Origin of the sequence: Niveibacterium sp. COAC-50 (assembly GCF_013184235.1) — a bacterium.
In the GTDB taxonomy this organism is placed as follows: Bacteria; Pseudomonadota; Gammaproteobacteria; order Burkholderiales; family Rhodocyclaceae; genus Niveibacterium; species Niveibacterium microcysteis.
This window is the reverse complement of record NZ_JABCJM010000005.1, coordinates 132824-152206: the sequence shown is the minus strand read 5'-3', so window position 1 is coordinate 152206 and position 19383 is coordinate 132824. Positions and strand designations below refer to the sequence as shown.

Here is a 19383-nt window from a genome sequence, read left to right as displayed (position 1 = left end):
TACTAAGGCGCCATCCACTCAAAATCAAATTTGATCAAATACGGGATCACAACAGGCGCCTGTCACATACCGCGCAATGCCTCACACCCGGTGCCGGCAACGCGCCCCCGGCAGGCCGGCCGCTGCGTATGATTCCGCTCCTGAATTGGCCACCCGCCATGCCATCGAGATAACCCGGAACCATCAGCCAGGAAGACGCCATGCCCGCCATCCGCATCACGCCCGTAGTCATCGCCACCGCCTTGCTCATCACCGCCTGCGGGAAAGTCGAAGAGAAGGCGTCCGAAAAACTCGCCGAAGCGGCGATCGAATCTGCGATGAAGAAAGATGGCGCCAGCGACGCCAAGGTTGACCTCTCGACCGGCGGCGTAAAGGCCACCGTCACCGACAAGAACGGCAAGTCACAAACGCTCGAACTGAACAACGCCAAGGTCACCGAGCAGGACGCCGGCATCCCGTTCTATCCGGGCGCAACGCCGATCGAAGGCTCGTCCTCGCGCATCAGTTCGGCAGAAGGTAACGCGGTGAGCACCACGCTTAGCACCGGCGACGCACTCGACAAGGTGGTCGCCTTCTACTCGCCGCAGATCAAGCGCCTCGCGGCCGGCAAACAGATGATCGAATCATCCGAGGGGGGCGAGTATTCGTGGATGGTGAGCGGTGCGAGCGGCACCGCAAACGACAGCCTGATGGTTCAGGCCAGGCGCAATGGCAACGCCACAGAGATCATGATTCACGCCACGCACGCGAAGTAGGGCTCGCGGCGAGGCGGGCAAGGGCCGCCGCGCGCGGCCCAGCACGATCCACGGGCGCTAGCGCGCCGAGCGTTGCTTAAGTGCGGCCATGACTTCGGCCGCGTGGGTATCCGGGTCCACCTTCAGCCATTTCTCGCGGATCACCCCTTGCGGGTCGATCAGGAAAGTCTGCCGCTTCGCGAACTTCACCAGGGCGAGGTTGGTGAGCGCCCCGTAGCGTTCGGCCACCGCGCCGTCCGCATCGGCGAGCAAGGTGAAGGGCAGCTTGTACTTTTTGGCAAAGGCGAGATGTGAGGCAGTGTCATCAACACTGACGCCCAGCACCTGTGCGCCGAGTGCTTTGAGCTGGCCGTAGCCATCACGGAAATTGCAGGCTTCGGTCGTGCAGCCGGGCGTATCGTTCTTGGGATAGAAGTACAGCACCAGCCATTTGCCCCGGTAGTCGGCCAACGCATGTATCGCACCGTCCTGGTCGGGCAGCGAGAAGCCGGGAGCCGGCTGGTCCACCGCAGGCGACTCTGCCCACGCGGGCACCAACAGCACGCTGCTGAGCAGCAGCGCAAAGATCGTTCTCAGCCAGGCGTTCATCTCAATTCCGCTCCTTTAATCCAAGACTTGCGGCGGTGCAGGCAAGCGCCAGCGTCGCGACCAGCATAAACGCAAGTGCCGCCCCGCCACGCTGCCAGATCGCACCGAAAATCAGCCCCGCGGGGATCGCCACTGCGCCCGAAAGCAGGTAGTACCAGCCGAAGGCGAGGCCGCGCGATGCGGAAGGTGCGAGCACACCAACAAGCGTGCGCTCCACGCCCTCTGACAGTCCGGCCAGCAAACCGTAGCCGACCGCTGCGAACCAAAGCCCCTGTGGCGCTTCGATCAGGGCAAGCAACGCATAGCCCGACGCCAACGCGAGCCATCCGACACGCAGCATGGCCAACGGACCGATGTGGTCCGCAATCCAACCGCCCAGCATCGAGGTGACACTCTTGGCCAGGCTCATCAGCGCCCAGAGCACCAGCAACTCGGCGCTGCCACACCCGATCTCATGACCGCGCCACATCACAAAGGTTTCTGACACCCGCGCGAGGCCGAAAACCGCAACGACCGCCAGGTAGTGTCGCAAGCCGGCAGGCATCGCACGCCAGCGAAGCGGCGGGCGGGATGCGGCGGGCGCCGCGGCGTGGGGTTGCTCATGCAGCGCGAGGATGATCACCACCACACCGGCCAAGCCGGGCAGTGCCGACCACAGCATCACCTGCGGCAAGGCCATGCCACCCCAGGCCACCGCGGCGGCGGCGAGCAGCGCGCCGAGGCAAGCGCCACCGTTGTCCATCGCTCGATGAAAGCCGTAAGCGGTACCGCGCAGCGCCGCGGGCATGGCATCCGCGACCAGCGCATCGCGCGGCGCGCTCCGCAGCCCTTTGCCCACCCGATCAATCGCACGCAGGCTGACAAGCACCGGCCAGTGCCCAGCCAAACCAAAGAAAGGCCGCACAAGGTTCGACAGCAGGTAACCGCCGAGCACCCAGGGTTTGCGCCGGCGCCCGTCCGAACGCCCGCCGGACCATAGCTTGAGCCACGCGGAGACTGCCTCCGCCACGCCTTCGAGCAGGCCCAGCACAATCGGCCCTGCCCCCAGGCTCCCCGCCAGCACGAGCGGGATCAGGGGCGTGACCATCTCCGACGCGAGATCGTTGAAGAAACTGACGAAGCCGAGTGTCACGACGGTAGCTGGCAAGCGCAGCATGAGCCCCCCATTCTTCAAACCGCCCCGCGCGCGAGGCCGCCGGCTCCGATGGTACAATCCGCGCCCTCGGTGCCACCGTAGTTCAATGGATAGAACGGCCGCCTCCTAAGCGGCAGATACAGGTTCGATTCCTGTCGGAGGCACCACACCCGAAATTCCTGATGCGCCTGGGTGGCGGCAAGTATGCGACGACAGGCCTGCGTGCGGGCCAATCGCTCACCCGGCGCAACGATGCAGGGGCTGCCGTGTTCAAGCGAATCACCCTCGTCTGCCTTGCAGCATGCCTCACGGCGCTTCCGGCGTTTGCGGCCGAGACCCCGGTTCGTGTTGTCGGCGTTGAGTTGCCGCCGCTGATCATGAGCACACCGTATGGCAGCACCGGGATCATCGTCGATATCGTCAAGACGGCGTTCCGACGCGCCAACCTGAAAGTCGACATCGCGATCGAGCCCTGGGCGCGCGCCTATGCCAGCGTCCGCGACGGTGAAGGTGACGCCCTGATTCCGACGATTCGCTCGACTGAGCGCGAGGCGCTGTTCGACTTCCCGGACGAGCCGGTGTTCAAATCGGAAATGTCTTTCTTCCGCTCGTCACGCAAGCCCATCGCGTGGAGCGGCAAACTTGCGGACGTGCAGGCCCGTCGCTTCGTGAAATTGCGCGCAGCCTTGTTTGCGCCCGAGTTCGATGCAGCGGTGCGCGAGGGGCGGATTGCCTGCGAGGAGACCAACTCCTTCGCGTCGGCGATCCGAATGGTCGATGCCGATCGTGTCGATCTGGCTGCAGTGCCCAAGCTCGCGGGGCTGCAGATCATCGCGGCAGAGGGCTTGCAAGGCCGTGTCGCCGCGCTCGACCCGGCCTTCTATGTGCAGAACTTCTTCATCGCGTTCTCGCGCAAGAATGCGCTGACCTCTCAGCGGCAGAAGGTCGACAGCCAGCTTGCCGCAATGTGGAAAGACGGCACCATCGCCGCGATCATCGACGACTACCGCAAGCGCAACTGGCTGCCGCCGTCCACCTCCGAAGCCCTGCCGCACTGAGGAAATGCGCCGTGATGGTGCATTGCTCAAGTCGCCGACCAATGCAGCCGTAATCCCCGCATTACCCGGAACACGCAGCATGGGCTGCCATAACCGGGACATGCAGGGAGGCTGCAATGTCACTCCGAAACAAGCTGCTGCTGCTCGCCGCAATCGGCGCTGCAGCCCTGGTATTCCTGTCCGGTTACGCCCTGTGGCAGTTCCGCACGGTGAGCAATCAGCTGCACCACAGTCTCGGATCGATGAAGGTCGCCACACGACTGCTGCTTGAGGTCGATGGCGCGAACCTGGCTTTCAAGACCCAGGTGCAGGAGTGGAAGAACATCCTGATCCGCGGCAACGACGCCGCCCAGCACGACAAGTACCTCAAGCAGTTTGGTGAGGAAGAGGAAAAGGTCGCCGCGCATCTGAAGAGCGCAGGCGCTGACCTGCAGGCATTCGGAATGGATCCGAAGCTCGCGGAACGGGTGCTCGCCGAACATCAGCAGCTAGGCACGAAGTACCGCGAGGCGCTCAAGGGCTTCGATGGCGCCGACCCGGAAACAGGCAAGAAGGTCGATGCCGCCGTGAAGGGCATGGACCGCCCAGTATCGGCCGCGATCAAGGAGCTCTCCTCCGCCGTTGAGAAGCAAGTCACCGCACGGGCGGCATCGAGCGTGACGGCGTCGGAGCAGGCGATCGCCAGCACCACGCTGTGGCTGATCGCCGGCGGCGCGGTGTCGCTGGTAGCGATGCTGGCAGCCAGCCTGCTGATTTCGCGCGCCATCGTGATCCCGGTCCGCCAGCTCGATCAGGTGATGGCGCGCGTCGCCACTGACTGGGACCTGCGCAATCGCGCGGCACTCACGGGCCGCGACGAAATCGCCGACTGCGGCCGCGCGCTGGACACCATGCTCGAGCGCTTCCAGCAAACGATCGCGGCGCTGCATGGTGAATCGCGCAAGGTGCGCAACGAGACGCACGACGTGTCGCAAGCGCTCTCGGACCTCGCGATGAACGCCGACAACCAGAGCGATTCAACCTCGTCCGTCGCCGCTGCAATTGAGGAACTGACGGTCGCCGTTAGCCAGGTGCGCGATTCGGCAGAAGAAGCTCGGCGCCTCGCGCAGAGCTCGCATCAACTCTCTGCTCGCGGCCGCGAACTGATCGGCGCCACCGCCGCGGAGATGGGCGCTATCGCAACGCGTGTCGAAGAAACCGCCCACACGCTGGACGACCTCGGCGCCCAGTCCGAAGCCATCAGTGGCATCGTCAACACCGTCAAGGAAATCGCGGACCAGACCAACCTGCTGGCCCTCAACGCCGCGATTGAGGCGGCACGCGCGGGCGAACAGGGCCGGGGCTTCGCCGTGGTGGCCGACGAGGTCCGCAAACTGGCCGAAAAGACCGCCCATTCGACGCAGGAAATCAGCGGCCTGGTGCAGAAGATCCAGGCAAGCACCTCGCGCGCGGTGGCCGACATCAACGCGGTCGTCAAGAACGTCCGGCTGCAGCGCACCCGAACCGGTGAGGCGGACGCCGCGATCGGCTCGATCGAAGATGCAGCAACCCAGTCCAGCATGGCAGCCTCGCGTATCACGGAAGCGCTGGCCGAACAATCCACGGCGAGCCAGCTGATCGCGCAGCAGGTGGAGCGCATCGCGCATATGTGCGAAGAAAACACCTCCGGGGTGCACCAGATCGGAGGCAATGCCGGGCAACTCAGCGCGCTTGCCCAGCGGCTGGAGGACGAAGCGGCGCGCTTCAAGGTCTGAAGCGACTCGCAGCACAAAACAGAAGCGGCCCGATCGGGCCGCTTTGCTTTACTTGATCACCCTCAGATGCGGGCGCCCGCCTTCGGGTGGTGTCGGCGAATCATCGCTGTCCGCAGATTCTGCCGGCGCGGGCACCGCTGCCGGCTCGCTATTCACCGGCGCCGCCGTGGCCGCGCCGTCGAGCTTGGGTTCCACTTCAAACGCCATGCCCTGCCCGTTCTCACGCGCATAGATGGCCGCGATATTAGCGATCGGCACGTAAAGCATCTGCGCCACACCGCCAAACCGCGCCTGACAGCTCAGGGCTTCGTTATCCAGATTGAACTGATGGGTCGCGTCCGGTGCGATGTTCAGCACGATCTGCCCGTCACGCACGAACGCTCTCGGCACCCGCACGGTGTCATCAACGACGACCGCAACATGCGGTGTGAAACCGGCATCGACGCACCATTCGTACAGCGCGCGAACCAGGTAAGGCTTGGTGGACGGAATGTTGCTCATTTCAGCTGCTCATCGACAAACAAGGACGCAATCGACGCATTTCGGCAATCAGCGCGCGCCGCCAAACGGGGAGCCCAAGAGCCAATACGACCCTGGGCGCATCCCCGAACGCAGCTGCGGGCGCCAGGCGCCGCGCGACAGGTGTTACCGGCGCATCGCGCGCTCGGACGGCGTCAATGCGTCAATGAAGCCCTGGCGGGAGAACACGCGCTCGGCGTACTTCGCCAGCGGCGCGGCGGTCTTCGGCAGGTCGATGCCGTAGTGCTCAAGGCGCCACAGCAACGGGGCGATCGCCACGTCGAGCATCGAGAACTCTTCGCCCAGCATGAACTTCTGCTTCACGAACATCGGAGCGAGTTGCACCAGCTGATCGCGAACGAGGGCGCGGTTCTTCTCGACACCCTTGGCGTTCTTTTCCAGCGCTTCGATGTGGGAGAAGAGTTCCTGCTCGAGCGAGTGCAGCAGCTGACGCGCCTTGGCACGCATGATCGGGTCGGCCGGCATCAGCTGCGGATGCGGAAAGCGCTCGTCGATGTATTCGTTGATGATGTTCGGCTCATAGAGCACCAGATCGCGATCGACCAGCACAGGCACGCGGTTGTACGGATTGATAACCGCAATGTCCTCGGGCTTGTTGAACAGGTCGACGTCGATAACCTGGAAGTCCATGCCCTTTTCGTAGAGCACGATCCGGCAGCGGTGGCTGAAGGGGTCCGTCGTACCGGAGTACAGGTTCATCATCGTAGGCAATCCCCGCGAAGTAGTTAAATCAGAAATGGACGACGCGCCGCACAGGCGGCGCGTCGTTCGCACAGCGTAACGGCAGGCGCGAGCCCGCCGCCTCTGGCTGGTTTAGTGAACGTCTTTCCAGTAGGCCTTCTTGAGCAGGAAGGACACCAGAGCGAGCAAGGACAGGACGGCAATCACGAAGAAGCCGATCTGCTTGCGCGTCTGCTGGGCCGGCTCGCCCATCCAGACGATGAAGGACACGAGGTCGGCCACGTTCTGGTCGAACTGCGCCTTGTCCATCTTGCCGGGCTTGACCAGTTCGAAGCCTTCAAAGTGCTTCGTCTTGTTGCCGTGCCCGTCGTCTTTCTCGGCGAATTTCGCGACCTGCTCGCCCTGCAGCTCCCACAGCACATGAGGCATGCCGACGTTCTCGAACACCACGTTGTTCCAGCCCGTCGGGCGTTTCTCGTCGTGGTAGAAGCTGCGCAGGTAGGTATAGAGCCAATCAGCGCCACTGCCAAACTCAGATGCACGGGCACGGGCGATAACGGTCAGGTCCGGCGGCGCAACGCCAAACCACTGCTTCGCTTCGTCACGTTGCAGCGCAACCTTCATCTGCTCGCCCACCTTGTCGGCGGTGAACATCAGGTTGTCGCGGATCTGGTCCTCGGTCAGCCCGATGTCCTTGAGCCGGTTGTAACGCAGATAGCTCGCACCGTGGCAGTTCAAGCAGTAGTTGACGAACAGCTTCGCGCCGTTTTGCAGCGACTTGTTTTCAAAGCTGACCGGCGCCTTGTCCAGGTGCAGCTCGGGGCCGCTCGCGAAAGACGCCAGCGGCGTGGCGAAGGCGGCAACCGCCAGCGTGCGCAGGAATTTCATCGTGCGGCTCATTTCCAGGTCACCCTTTCCGGTTCCGGTTTGGTCTTGTCCAGCTTCGAGTAGATCGGCATCAGCGCGAAGAACAGGAAGTAGATCACCGTGCAGATCTGGGCCGTCAGGTTACGGCCCGGGGTCGGGGGCAGTACGCCCAGGTAACCCAGGATCACGAAGGCCACGACGAAGATCGCGATCGCAAGCTTGGTCAGCGCGCCCTTGTAGCGGATCGACTTGACCGGGCTCTGATCGAGCCAGGGGAGGAAGGCGAGCACCACGACACCGGCACCCATCATCACGACACCCCAGAACTTGGCGTCGATGAAGAACATGCCCGGAATCACGATCACGGCGACCGCAGTGGCGATGGCCTTGCCCAGCACCGGTGCGCGCAGCAGCGCCCACACCCAGATCGCCGCAACACCCGCTTGCAGCACGATCAGGAAGTCAGAGGTCACCGCACGCAGGATCGAGTAGAACGGCGTGAAGTACCAGACCGGCGCGATATGCGGCGGGGTCTTCAGCGGATCGGCCGGGATGAAGTTGTTGAACTCCAGGAAGTAGCCGCCGCCTTCCGGTGCGAAGAAGATGATCGCGGAGAACACGATCAGGAAGACCGCGACACCGAAGATGTCCTTCACCGTGTAGTACGGGTGGAACGGGATGCCGTCGAGCGGAATGCCGTTGGCGTCCTTCTTCTTCTTGATCTCGACCCCGTCCGGGTTGTTCGAGCCGACTTCGTGCAACGCAACGAGGTGAGCAGCCACCAGACCCAGCAGCACCAGCGGCACCGCGATGACGTGGAAGGAGAAGAAGCGGTTCAGCGTCGCGTCGCTCACCACGTAGTCACCACGGATGAACACGGACAGGTCCGGCCCGATCAGCGGAATCGCGGAGAACAGGTTCACGATCACCTGCGCGCCCCAGAACGACATCTGGCCCCACGGCAGCAGGTAGCCCATGAAGGCTTCGGCCATCAGGCACAGGAAGATCAGCGCGCCGAAGATCCACACCAGCTCGCGCGGCTTGCGGTAGGAACCGTAAAGCAGGCCGCGGAACATGTGCATGTACACGACGATGAAGAACGCCGAAGCGCCGGTCGAGTGCATGTAGCGGATGATCCAGCCGCCCGGCACGTCGCGCATGATGTACTCGACGCTGGCGAAGGCCACCGGCACGCCGGCCGCATTCAGCGACGCATCCGGCTTGTAGTGCATGACCAGGAAGATGCCGGTCACGATCTGGATCACCAGCACCAGCAGGGCCAGGGAGCCAAAGAAGTACCAGAAGTTGAAGTTCTTCGGTGCGTAGTATTCGGCCAGGTGGGCCTTGTAGGTCGACGTAAGCGGGAAGCGCTCGTCGATCCAGTTCAATAGTGCCTGCGACTTGGTCGTCATGGCTTAGGCCCCCTTGCTGTCGTCGCCGATCAGCAGCTTGGTGTCGGCGAGGTACTTGTGCGGCGGGATCGGCAGATTGTCCGGCGCCGGCTTGTTCTTGAACACGCGGCCCGCGAGGTCGAAGGTCGAGCCGTGGCAGGGGCAAAGGAAGCCGCCCTTCCAGTCCGCGCCCATGCCGCTCTCGGCGCCGGGCTGGAACTTGGAACTCGGCGAGCAGCCGAGGTGGGTGCAGATGCCGATCGTGACGAGGTACTCGTCCTTGATCGAGCGATACGTGTTCTTGCAGTACTCGGGCTGCTCGGAGCGTGCGGAATCCGGATCCGCCACCTCGCCCTTCACTGCCGCCAGCGAAGCCAGCTGTTCCTTGGTGCGGCGCAGAATCCAGACCGGCTTGCCGCGCCATTCCACAGTCATCATCTCGCCCGGCTGCAGCTTGCTGATGTCAGCCTCGACGGGCGCCCCCGCCGCCTTGGCTCGTTCGGACGGCGAAAGGCTGGCCAGAAATGGCACCGCCGCGCCGGCCACTGCACCGCCACCGACCGCAGCCGTGGCAATGACCAGTGTTCTCCGGCCGTTGTCCGTATTTTTGTCGTCGCTCATGACCCTCTATCCCCGGTGATACGTCCCGAAAGCACAAAAACCGCAGAAAAACCGCGGGATTATACCGGAGCGGCACCCCCTATTAGAAGCCCGCCGACGCGCTTGCAGGTGCAGAGCGGCTCAGATGGCGCCGGATTCGCGCAACGCGGCGATGTTTTCAGCCCCCAGACCGAGGGCCGCCAGCACACTGTCGGTATGCTCGCCGAGCCGCGGCCCGAGCCAATCGGTCGCGCCGGGTGACTCGGTCAGCCGCGGAACCACACCCGGCACATGGAACGCCGCGCCGTCGGGCAAGGCCGCCTCCTCCAGCATGCCGCGGGCGGCGTATTGTGCGTCGCGGAAGATGTCGGCAATCGAATAGACCTTGGTCGCCGGCACGTCGGCCCGCTTCAGAACGTCCAGTACGTCGCCGACATCGTGTGCGCCGACCCAGGCGTCGATGGCGGCATAGATTTCGTCTGCCCTCGCGCTGCGCCCTGCGTTGCCGGCCAGCGCGGGATCCTCGGCCAGATCGCTGCGCCCGATCGCCAACATCAGGCGTTTGAAGATGGCGTCGCCGTTCCCGCCCACCACGACGTGCTCGCCATCGCGCGTGGTATGGGTGTTCGACGGCGTGATGCCGGGCATGATGTTGCCGGTGCGTTCGCGCACATGGCCGCCCATCGAGTACTCGGGAAGCAGGCTTTCCATCATCGCGAACACTGCTTCGTAGAGCGCGACGTCCACAACCTGACCGCGTCCGCCATTCATCTCACGATGCCGCAACGCCATCAAGGCGCCGATCGCGCCCCAAAGGCCTGCAATCGAATCGCCGATCGAGATGCCAGACTTGACCGGCGGCCGATCCGGAAAGCCGGTGACAAAGCGCAACCCGCCCATCGATTCGCCGATTGCGCCAAAGCCTGGCTGCTGCGCCATCGGGCCCGTCTGGCCGAAACCTGACAGCCGCACCATGACCAGGCCGGGGTTGTCCGCCGACAGCACGTCCCAGCCGAGACCGAGCTTCTCCATCACGCCCGGACGGAAGTTCTCGATCACGATGTCGGCATTCGCGCAGAGTTTGCGCGCCAGCGCGACGCCATCCGGATGCTTCAGATTCAGGGTCACCGACTTCTTGTTGCGCGCCTGCACATACCACCAGAGCGAGGTGCCCTCGTGCAGCTTGCGCCACTGCCGCAGCGGATCGCCGCCGTCCGGCGACTCCACCTTGACGACCTCGGCGCCGAATTCGGCCAGCACCCGTGCGCAGAAAGGCCCAGCGATCAGCGTGCCAAACTCGACGACCTTCACGCCCTGCAACGGTTTCTGGCTCATTTCCGGCACTCCGAACGCAGGGCCGATTGTTTGAGGCTTGTGGCAACGATATGCATGGCGAGCGCCGAGACTGAACGGGCCGGCATCTTAGCCGGCGCGGCGAGCGTGCGTCACGGCCCACTGCTCGCCTAGAATCGACGCCAGACATCTCGCGCGCACGGCCAACCGGGAAACCCACATGAAGATTTCGCTTGAAGCGCTGGCCATGCTGGACGCGATCGAAGCACGCGGCAGTTTCGCCGCCGCTGCGGACGCGCTGCATCGCGTGCCTTCCGCGCTGACCCACGCCGTCAGAAAACTCGAAGAGGATCTCGGCTTCGAGCTGTTCCAGAAAGTCGGGCGTCGCGCCGTGCTGACGGCCGCCGGGCGGACCTTGCTCGACGATGGCCGGGCGTTGCTGCGAGCCGCAGGCGATCTTGAATGCCGCGCCCGGCGGATTGCCACAGGGTGGGAATCCGAGTTGCGTATCGCGATCGAAGGCGCGCTGGACGCCGCCGCCTTGAACCCGATCATCGCGGAGTTCTACGCAAACTATGGAGGTACCCGCCTCAAGCTGATGTACGAAGTGCTTGGCGGCACCTGGGATTCCCTGGCAACCGGGCGGGCTGATCTGGTGATCGGCGCCGTCGGCGATCCGCCACCGGGTGCCAGCTACGCCACCCGCAGCTGGGGCACGCTGGAGTTTGCCTTCTGCGTGGCGCCCCACCACCCGCTGGCCGATGCACCGGAGCCGATCCCGGCCGACCTGGCTCGCCAATACCGGGCAATCGTCGTGGCGGACACCTCGCGTCAGTTGGTCGCTCGCACCGCTGGGCTGCTCGACGGACAAGACACGCTGACGGTGCCGGATATTGCGGCCAAAGCGGCAGCACAGCGTATCGGCCTGGGCGTTGGCCACCTGCCGATAGCGCTGGCTGAAAGAGAGGCCGCAGCGGGGCGGTTGAAGATCAAGAAACTCGACGCCCCAAAGCCCATCGCGCCGCTCTGGCTGGCTTGGCAGTCGAACCAGCGCGGGCGAGCGCTCGACTGGTTCGTCGAGCGTCTGCTGGAGCCCGGCTGCGCAGCGCTGCTGCAGCGGATTGAGGACTAGCGCCCGCGGCGCAGCTCAGCCGCCTGATCCGCCTTAGCGCAGGCGCGCTGCTTCGCGCGCGGCGGCCACAGCCTTGCGCCGCTCAGCCTCCGCGGCGTCAACCTGGGCGCGGATCGCCTCCGGGAACTCGGCGCCACGCTGATGCTCGAGCGTGGTCACGACCCGCACAGCGGGGTTCGAAATGCGGCCTTCGGCTGGCATCACCTTGCGGATCGAGGCCTCGGAACTGCCAGTTATCCGCGCAACGTCGCGCACGAAACGGTCATCGGCCTTGCGTGTTTCAGCCTTGAAGAATGCCGCCTGGGCCGGCGTAAACGGCGCCTCCGGTGGCACTTCGGCCGCGCGCGCCGTCGCAGCAAAGGCCGCGACGACAAGGATCAGGCGATAGAACAGGTTTCGCATGGGCAGCAGAGGATCAGGGCAGCAAGATTGTCGAGCCAGTCGTCCGGCGTGCTTCAAGATCGCGATGCGCCTGCGCAGCGTCCGAAAGCGGATAGCGCTGGCGGATCTCGATTTTCACGGTGCCATTCTGCACTACCTCGAACAGCTCCGCCGACATCGCGAGCAGGTCTGATCGTTTCGCGGTGTAAGTGAAAAGCGTCGGTCGCGTCACGTACAGCGAGCCCATTTTCGCCAGCAGGCCAAGATCGAGCGGCGGCACCGGGCCCGTGGCATTGCCGTAGGTCACCATCGTGCCCAGCGGACGCAGGCAGGCGAGCGAATCCATGAAGGTATCTTTGCCGATCGAGTCATAGACGACGGCCACACCGGCACCGCCGGTGATTGCTTTCACCTGGTCGGCAAAACGCTCACGCGTATAGACAATCGCATGGTCACAGCCGTGCGCTTGGGCGAGCGCGGCTTTTTCGTCGGACCCAACTGTGCCGATCACCGTTGCGCCAAGCGCCTTCGCCCACTGGCACAGGATCAAGCCAACCCCGCCTGCGGCGGCATGCACGAGGATCGTGTCGCCGGCCTGAACGCGGTAGGTGCGTCGCAACAGGTATTGCGCAGTTAGCCCTTGCAGCATCATCGCCGCGCCGGTTTCAAACGAAATCGCATCCGGCAGGCGCACCAGGCGGTCCGCCGGCAGATTACGGACCTGCGCGTAGGCTCCGACTGGCCCGCCAGCATAGGCAACGCGATCGCCGACCGCGACATCGACCACGCCGGGCCCTACGGCCACCACTTCGCCGGCGCCCTCAACACCGATGCCGCTCGGGAGCGTCAGGGGATAGAGGCCATTGCGGTGATAGACGTCGATGTAGTTCAGTCCAACCGCGTGATGACGGACCTGAGCCTCACCCGCAGCGGGCGGCGCGACATCCACAGCCTGCCATTCGAGCACTTCAGGGCCACCGTGGCGGGGAATGCGAATTGCCATCGACATGCGAATCTCCTTGCGAAAGCGGGCGGCATGCTTGATGCCGCCCAGCTGCGTTTTAGCGGTCGCGCACCGTCGCTGCGGCCGCATCCACCACCGCGAGGGCGGTGATATTTACCAGACGCCGCACGGTCGCCGAGGGCGTCAGGATGTGCACTGCCTTGGCTGCACCGAGCAGGATCGGGCCAACCGTCACACCGTCACCGCCAGACATCTTGAGCAGGTTGAACGCGATGTTAGCCGCATCGAGGTTGGGCATCACGAGCAGGTTCGCTTCACCCTTCAGCGTCGATTCCGGATGCACACGCTCGCGGATCTCCGGCGACAGCGCTGCGTCACCGTGCATTTCGCCATCCGCCTCAAGCTCGGGCGCGAGCTCGGCAAGGCGCTCGCGCGCAGCACGCATCTTGCGTGCCGAGGCGGAGCGCGAGCTTCCGAAGCTGGAATGCGACAGTAGCGCAGCACGCGGCTCGATGCCGAAACGGCGCAGCTCTTCCGCCGCCATGCGGGTGATCTCGGCAATCTCTTCGGCGTCCGGGCTTTCGTTCACGTAGGTATCGGTGATCGCCATCATGCGCGCCGGCAGCAAGAGCAGGTTCATCGCCGCGAACAGCTTCGCACCGGTGCGCAGGCCGATGATGTCGGACACGCGGCGCAGGTGGTTCTCGTAGGCGCCGTAGGTACCGCAGACCAGCGCATCGGCGTCGCCCTTATCCAGCAGCATGCAGCCGATCAGCGTGGTGTCGCGGCGCAGTTCGGCCTTGGCGATATCGGGCGTTACGCCGTCGCGCGACATGCGGCGGTAGTAGCGTTGCCAGAGGTCGCGATAGCGTGGGTCGGACTCGGGGTTCACCACCTCGAAGTCTCGGCCGAGCGTCAGGTTCAGGCCGAAGCGCTCGATACGCTTTTCGATCACCGCGGGGCGCCCGACAAGGATCGGGTGCGCCAGGTTTTCGTCGACCACGACGCGTACCGCACGCAGCACACGCTCGTCTTCACCCTCGCAATACACCACCCGCTTGCGGTTGGCCGCCACGCGCTTGGCCGCATTGAAGACGGGCTTCATCACCATGCCCGAGTGGTACACAAACTCAGTCAGATGCTGGACGTAGGCATCCATGTCGGCGAGCGGGCGCGTGGCAACCCCGGAGTCCATGGCCGCCTTGGCCACCGCCGGCGCAATCCGCACGATCAGCCGCGGGTCAAAGGGCTTCGGGATCAGGTAGTCGGCACCGAAGCGCAGCTCCGCGCCGCCGTAGGCCATCGCCACGACGTCGCTCTGCTCTGCGCGCGCGAGTTCGGCGATGGCTCGCACACACGCCAGCTTCATCTCGTCGGTGATGCGCGTAGCCCCAACGTCCATCGCGCCGCGGAAGATGAACGGGAAGCACAGCACGTTGTTCACCTGGTTCGGATAGTCCGAACGACCGGTCGCAATGATGCAGTCCGGCCGAACCGCCTTGGCCTCCTCCGGCATGATCTCGGGCGTCGGATTTGCCAGCGCGAAGATCAACGGGCGCGGCGCCATCTTGGCGACCATTTCCGGCTTCAGCACGCCAGCCGTGGACAAGCCGAGGAAGACGTCCGCCCCCTCGATGACCTCGGCCAGCGTCCGCGCGCTGGTCTCCTGCGCGTAGCGGGCCTTGTTCGGCTCCATCGTCGCGTCGCGCCCACGCCAGATGACGCCCTTCGAATCGCAGACGTACACGTTCTCGCGCCGCAGACCGAGGCGGCACATCAAGTCCATGCACGCGATTGCAGCGGCACCTGCGCCGGAGCAGACCAGCTTCACCTCGTCGATGCGCTTGCCGACCACCTCCAGCCCGTTGATCAGCGCCGCAGTGGAAATGATCGCAGTGCCATGCTGGTCATCGTGGAAGACCGGGATGTTCAGCCGCTCGCGCAGCTTCTGCTCGACGTAGAAGCATTCGGGCGCCTTGATGTCTTCGAGATTGATGCCGCCCAGCGTGGGTTCGAGCGCCGCGATGATGTCGATCAGCTTGTCGGGATCGTTCTCGTTGAGCTCGATGTCGAACACATCGATGCCGGCGAATTTCTTGAACAGGCAGCCCTTGCCTTCCATCACCGGCTTTCCGGCGAGCGGGCCGATGTTGCCAAGGCCAAGAACGGCGGTGCCGTTGGTGATGACGCCGACGAGGTTGCCGCGCGATGTCAGCTCTGCTGCCTGGGCCGGGTCCGCCACGATGGCCTCGCACGCGGCTGCGACGCCGGGCGAGTAGGCAAGCGCAAGATCGCGCTGGTTGGTCAGCCCCTTGGTCGGCGTGACCGAGATTTTCCCGGGCGTGGGATAGCGGTGATAGTCGAGCGCCGCAGCGACGAAATCCTTGTCCATTGTTCTTGCCTCGCGTGATTGTCTGAATGCAATGCCCGCCGCAGCCACTCTAAGTGGGGCTGACGACACTGGGCGTGCTGCACGTGACACCGGTGCGGAGCAGACCTCCGGACACACACCGGCAAGCCGTTGTCCCGATCGGACAACGCTGGGGGGAAGGACGTAGCAGTACGTTCGGCGCGATTCTACCGCAGTGCGTCATGGCCGGTACGCCACGCGGCACATATCACCCTAAAGTAGGAAATGGCAAGTGCCGTTGTAACAGTTACACGTCGAAGAACGTGCGGTAATCAGACTCGGGAGAATCGTAATGAAGAGCAGCCTAATCGGACTTGTCATCATCGGCGCCGCAGCAGCCGCGGTGTCTTTCAAGCCGCAAGCCACCAAGGAGGACGCACAGGCCGCGATGGATCGTGCCACCCGTTACGCGGCCAGCAACGGCAACGAGGCGCTCGTAAAGAGCCTGCAGAAGGCCAACAGCCCGCTCCATGCTGGCGCGACGCGCGTGCTGGTGCTGGACATGGCCGGCAACGTCGTCGCCGACCCAACCCAACCCCAGCGCGTCGGTCGTAACGTGCTGGATCTGAAAGACACCCACGGCAACTACCTGTTCGTGGATGCGCTGCAGGTTGCCAACGCGAGCGGCGAAGGCTGGGTGTATTACAAGACGCGCAGCCCGATGACCCGCGCCGAACGCCGCGAGGCCGCACTGGTGAAGCGCCAGGGCGACGTGGTGCTGCTGGCGACGCTGAACGACTGAACGACGCAGATCCCCAAACAAAACGGCGACCCGCGGGTCGCCGTTTTCACGTCTGGATAGCGTTTAGCGCGTTAGCGCGTCACGCGCCCTTCGCGGTCAATCACCGACATCTCGATGTACTTCGCGCCACTGCGCGACGCACTTCCGAAGGTGTAGCTCAGGCCGCCAACGTCGTAGCCGGACATGCTCGCGATGCCACGCGCCAAGCCGGCCTTGCCGCCGCCACGCTTGAGGCCTTCGGTGACAACCTTGGCGGCGAGATAGCCTTCCATCATCGCCTGCGTCGGCTCCTCGGTGTAGGGGCCGTACTTGCGGTAGTTGGTCGTGAATTCACGCACCACCGCGTACGCCTCATTGCGCGGATTCGGCGCGACCTGCACGAGTGCTACGCCACGCGCAGCCTTGGCACCGGCAAGCTCCGACAAGCGCACGCCTTCAACCGTGGAGAGCCCCACCAGCTGACCTGCGCCACCCTGCTCGCGATAACGCTTGACGAAGGCGGCAGCAGCCGGCGCCTCAACCGCCAGCAACACGGCCTGGTGCTCCTTCTCAAGCACGGCGTCGGCCAGCGCGGCGATCTTGTTGAGCTCTTTCGGCTGCGCAACCGCGGCCTCGACGGTTTGCCCCTGCTTCGCGGCCACCGACTTTGCCAGGTCACGGTACTCAAGACCGGCCTGGTCTTCGGAATAGAAAACCACGAACTTGCGGATGCCGATCGTCGCCAGCTGCTTCATGACCTTGTCGATTTCATCCGCGTAGCTCGGGCGCGTCAGGAAGACCATCGACGCCGCCTTGTCGTTCGCGATGAAACCAGCGCCGGTGCGCGGGCCAACCAGCGGAACCTGGGCGCTGTCGAGCACCTTGTCGGCCACAAGCTTCTGTACTGCCGCGGCACCAACGGTGCCAAACAGCGCGGCGGGCTGATGCTCCTTGATCAGCGCCTTCGTTTGCGCGGAGATATCCGCACCCTCATCCACCGCCATTAGCTTGATCTGCTTGCCGCCAACGCCGCCGCGGACGTTGACTTCATCGAACCAGCTCTTGGCTCCCATCTGGATCTGCCAGCCGACACTGCCTTCCTTCGTCGCGCCCGGCGCAACCTGAAGTACCACCAGATCTTCGGCCCCTGCCTGCGGAGCAATCCCCCCAAGGGTCAGCGCCACGAACAGCGCGTTAAGACTGCGCCTCACCATCCACCTCCTGATTTTTGTGCCGGACTCTTGGTCCGCATTCTGTTCTTGGAATTCGGGCAATTCACGCCGAACGTGAAAAGAGTAACTGAGTTTCACAAATTTCGGTTGCTTCGCGTTTGTAAAACTACATCAAACGGAAATTGCTGTCAGACCCCTCAGCCAAACCCCATATCGCCCTGCCCCATCACCTGTGCTTTTGGCACAATGCCGTGGTGCACCAATCAGACAAGGATTCCATTGTGCGACGCGTCGTGTTCAACCAAAAAGGGGGCGTGGGCAAGTCCACGATTACCTGCAACCTGGCCGCCATCGCCGCCAGCCGCGGCAAACGGACACTGGTCGTCGACCTGGATCCGCAAGGCAACAGCACGCATTACCTGATGGGCAAGGCGGCCGACACGCTGGAGAAGACGCTCGCCGACATGTTTGACCAGACCCTGCGTCTGCGCCTGCTGAACGACCGCGTCGAAAGCTATGTCCACCGCACGCCGTTTGAGCGGCTCGACATCCTGCCGTCGGCCCCCGCGCTGGAAGAGCTGATGAGCAAGCTCGAGTCGCGCTACAAGATCTACAAGCTGCGCGACGCGCTCGACGAACTGGCCGACGACTACGACATGGTGTTCATCGACACGCCGCCGGCGCTCAATTTCTACACCCGCTCCGCGCTGATCGCCGCGCAGCGCTGCCTGATCCCGTTTGACTGCGACGACTTCTCGCGCCGGGCCTTGTACGCGTTGCTTGAGAATGTGACCGAGCTGAAGTCCGACCACAACGGGGATCTCGAAATCGAGGGCATCGTCGTGAATCAGTTCCAGCCGCGTGCCGCGCTGCCGCAGCGCATCGTTCAGGAACTCCAGCAGGAAGGTCTGCCGGTACTGACCAGCTTCCTGTCAGCGAGCGTGAAGATCCGCGAGTCGCACGAACAGGCCAAACCGATGATCCACCTGGACCCCAGCCACAAGCTGGCCAAGGAGTTCACCGCGCTTTACGACTCGCTGCAGGGGCGGCGCGCCGCCAGCTGAGCACCCGACTGGCTAGCGCAGAAAGTCGAGCAGCAGGCGATTGAACACCGCCGGTTGCTCGACGTTCGAGAGGTGCGCGGCCTGTTCGATCACGCGCAGTTCGGCCCCCGGAATGCCCTCGGCCAAGGTTCGAGCCATCGACACCGGTGTGCCGACATCCTGCTCGCCAACCAGCACGAGTGCCGGCGTCGCGATCTGCGATAGACGGTTGGTCGTGGCGAGCCCCGCAATGGCGTGGCAGCAGCCCGCATAGCCCTGCCGCGGGGTCGTTTCGATGATGCGGCCGATCTCGCAGACGCGCTCGGCGTGGCGTTCGCGATAGGGTGCGGTAAACCAGCGCTCCAGGGTCGCCGGCACCAGCCCGTGCAAACCCTCTTCGAGCACCGTCCGGATCCGCGCCGGCCACTGGGCGGCCGCCTCAGGCGGGTAACCGCTGGAGGTGTCCGCCAGTACCAGGCGTCCGATACGCTCCGGCCACCCCAGCGCGAGGTGCTGCACGATGAAGCCGCCGAGCGAAATCCCGACCACATGGCTTTGCTCGACATGCAGTGCGTCCCACATCGCCACGATGTCTCCCGCCAGCATATCAAGGCTGTAGGCGCCCGCCGGCGCATCGCTGCGGCCATGCCCGCGCAAGTCCGGCCGCAGCACGGTGAAGCGCTGCGCCAGCGCTTCGGCCTGCGCGTCCCAGATCGCGTGGTTCGCACCCAGCGCGTGCAACAGCGTCACACAGGGGCCGTTACCCTCTTTGCGGACATGCAGTCGCAGCCCGTCGAGTTGAAGATCCATGCTCCCGACTCCCTGGCGTTTGATGAGGCCGGAACCTTTGCCGGCGCGAAGTGCCTGAGGGCTGCGGCGCTGCTTGTTTGACGAGGAT

The 19383-nt window shown here is 64.3% G+C and carries 19 protein-coding genes and 1 tRNA gene; 7 read left to right on the top strand and 13 right to left on the bottom strand.

Translation table 11 applies throughout. The features are described 5' to 3' along the window. Window positions 1-200 precede the first annotated feature (200 nt). A complete protein-coding gene (locus tag HH302_RS17910; RefSeq protein WP_172203628.1) occupies window positions 201-755 on the top strand; it encodes a hypothetical protein in 555 nt (184 codons plus the stop codon). Window positions 756-812: 57 nt separating this feature from the next. On the opposite strand, the gene HH302_RS17905 is transcribed toward HH302_RS17910, so the two are convergent. Both HH302_RS17905 and HH302_RS17900 read right to left on the bottom strand, forming a co-directional pair. Then, entirely contained in the window at window positions 813-1343 is a 531-nt protein-coding gene (locus HH302_RS17905; protein WP_172203627.1) for a peroxiredoxin, read from the bottom strand. A gap of 1 nt (window position 1344) precedes the next feature. Continuing rightward, on the bottom strand, window positions 1345-2499 hold the full coding sequence (locus HH302_RS17900; RefSeq protein ID WP_253946202.1) for an MFS transporter: 1155 nt from the start codon (window positions 2497-2499) through the stop codon (window positions 1345-1347). Between the two features lie 71 nt (window positions 2500-2570). On the opposite strand from HH302_RS17900, the gene HH302_RS17895 reads away from it, so the two are divergent. From HH302_RS17895 to HH302_RS17885, 3 genes are all read left to right on the top strand, one after another. Next, window positions 2571-2645, top strand: a tRNA-Arg gene (locus HH302_RS17895). Window positions 2646-2660: 15 nt separating this feature from the next. Next, window positions 2661-3536, top strand: a complete 876-nt coding sequence (locus HH302_RS17890; RefSeq protein ID WP_172203626.1) for an ABC transporter substrate-binding protein — start codon at window positions 2661-2663, stop codon at window positions 3534-3536. A 116-nt stretch (window positions 3537-3652) separates the two neighbouring features. After that, window positions 3653-5290: a methyl-accepting chemotaxis protein gene (locus HH302_RS17885; RefSeq protein ID WP_172203625.1), complete on the top strand. Its 1638-nt coding sequence runs from the start codon at window positions 3653-3655 to the stop codon at window positions 5288-5290. 48 nt (window positions 5291-5338) lie between these two features. Here the strand turns inward: HH302_RS17885 and HH302_RS17880 are convergent, their stop codons facing one another. The 6 genes from HH302_RS17880 to HH302_RS17855 form a co-directional block, all read right to left on the bottom strand. Then, window positions 5339-5791 (bottom strand): ClpXP protease specificity-enhancing factor, encoded by a 453-nt coding sequence (locus HH302_RS17880; protein WP_172203624.1) that lies wholly within the window; start codon window positions 5789-5791, stop codon window positions 5339-5341. Window positions 5792-5935: 144 nt separating this feature from the next. After that, window positions 5936-6532 carry a glutathione S-transferase N-terminal domain-containing protein gene (locus HH302_RS17875; RefSeq protein WP_172203623.1) on the bottom strand — a complete coding sequence of 199 codons (597 nt, stop codon included), beginning with the start codon at window positions 6530-6532 and terminating at the stop codon, window positions 5936-5938. A 111-nt stretch (window positions 6533-6643) separates the two neighbouring features. Then, entirely contained in the window at window positions 6644-7399 is a 756-nt protein-coding gene (locus HH302_RS17870; protein ID WP_172203622.1) for a cytochrome c1, read from the bottom strand. Between the two features lie 8 nt (window positions 7400-7407). Beyond that, window positions 7408-8790, bottom strand: a complete 1383-nt coding sequence (locus HH302_RS17865; protein WP_172203621.1) for a cytochrome bc complex cytochrome b subunit — start codon at window positions 8788-8790, stop codon at window positions 7408-7410. A 3-nt stretch (window positions 8791-8793) separates the two neighbouring features. Beyond that, window positions 8794-9390 carry a ubiquinol-cytochrome c reductase iron-sulfur subunit gene (gene petA / locus HH302_RS17860; protein WP_172203620.1) on the bottom strand — a complete coding sequence of 199 codons (597 nt, stop codon included), beginning with the start codon at window positions 9388-9390 and terminating at the stop codon, window positions 8794-8796. A gap of 120 nt (window positions 9391-9510) precedes the next feature. Next, window positions 9511-10704: a CaiB/BaiF CoA-transferase family protein gene (locus tag HH302_RS17855; protein WP_172203619.1), complete on the bottom strand. Its 1194-nt coding sequence runs from the start codon at window positions 10702-10704 to the stop codon at window positions 9511-9513. A gap of 178 nt (window positions 10705-10882) precedes the next feature. Here HH302_RS17855 and HH302_RS17850 point away from each other — a divergent pair, with 178 nt between their 5' ends. Further along, window positions 10883-11794 carry a LysR family transcriptional regulator gene (locus tag HH302_RS17850; protein ID WP_172203618.1) on the top strand — a complete coding sequence of 304 codons (912 nt, stop codon included), beginning with the start codon at window positions 10883-10885 and terminating at the stop codon, window positions 11792-11794. Between the two features lie 33 nt (window positions 11795-11827). On the opposite strand, the gene HH302_RS17845 is transcribed toward HH302_RS17850, so the two are convergent. Genes HH302_RS17845 through HH302_RS17835 form a run of 3 tightly spaced genes read right to left on the bottom strand, consistent with a single transcriptional unit; the run spans window position 11828 to window position 15531 of the window. Then, window positions 11828-12196 carry a hypothetical protein gene (locus HH302_RS17845; protein ID WP_172203617.1) on the bottom strand — a complete coding sequence of 123 codons (369 nt, stop codon included), beginning with the start codon at window positions 12194-12196 and terminating at the stop codon, window positions 11828-11830. A gap of 13 nt (window positions 12197-12209) precedes the next feature. Further along, the gene (locus HH302_RS17840; protein ID WP_172203616.1) at window positions 12210-13184 is read right to left on the bottom strand and encodes a quinone oxidoreductase; all 975 of its coding nucleotides are present in this window, start codon (window positions 13182-13184) and stop codon (window positions 12210-12212) included. Window positions 13185-13236: 52 nt separating this feature from the next. Further along, window positions 13237-15531, bottom strand: a complete 2295-nt coding sequence (locus HH302_RS17835; RefSeq protein ID WP_172203615.1) for an NADP-dependent malic enzyme — start codon at window positions 15529-15531, stop codon at window positions 13237-13239. A 310-nt stretch (window positions 15532-15841) separates the two neighbouring features. Between HH302_RS17835 and HH302_RS17830 the strand changes: the two genes are divergently transcribed. Further along, on the top strand, window positions 15842-16291 hold the full coding sequence (locus HH302_RS17830) for a cache domain-containing protein (protein ID WP_172203614.1): 450 nt from the start codon (window positions 15842-15844) through the stop codon (window positions 16289-16291). A 71-nt stretch (window positions 16292-16362) separates the two neighbouring features. Here HH302_RS17830 and HH302_RS17825 read toward each other — a convergent pair whose 3' ends face one another. After that, the gene (locus HH302_RS17825) at window positions 16363-17481 is read right to left on the bottom strand and encodes an ABC transporter substrate-binding protein (protein ID WP_172203613.1); all 1119 of its coding nucleotides are present in this window, start codon (window positions 17479-17481) and stop codon (window positions 16363-16365) included. 242 nt (window positions 17482-17723) lie between these two features. Here HH302_RS17825 and HH302_RS17820 point away from each other — a divergent pair, with 242 nt between their 5' ends. Further along, complete coding sequence (locus HH302_RS17820; protein ID WP_172203612.1) at window positions 17724-18506, top strand: ParA family protein; 783 nt, start codon at window positions 17724-17726, stop codon at window positions 18504-18506. Between the two features lie 12 nt (window positions 18507-18518). Here the strand turns inward: HH302_RS17820 and HH302_RS17815 are convergent, their stop codons facing one another. Beyond that, window positions 18519-19295, bottom strand: coding sequence for an alpha/beta fold hydrolase (locus HH302_RS17815; protein WP_172203611.1), 777 nt, complete (start codon window positions 19293-19295; stop codon window positions 18519-18521). Window positions 19296-19383 lie beyond the last annotated feature (88 nt).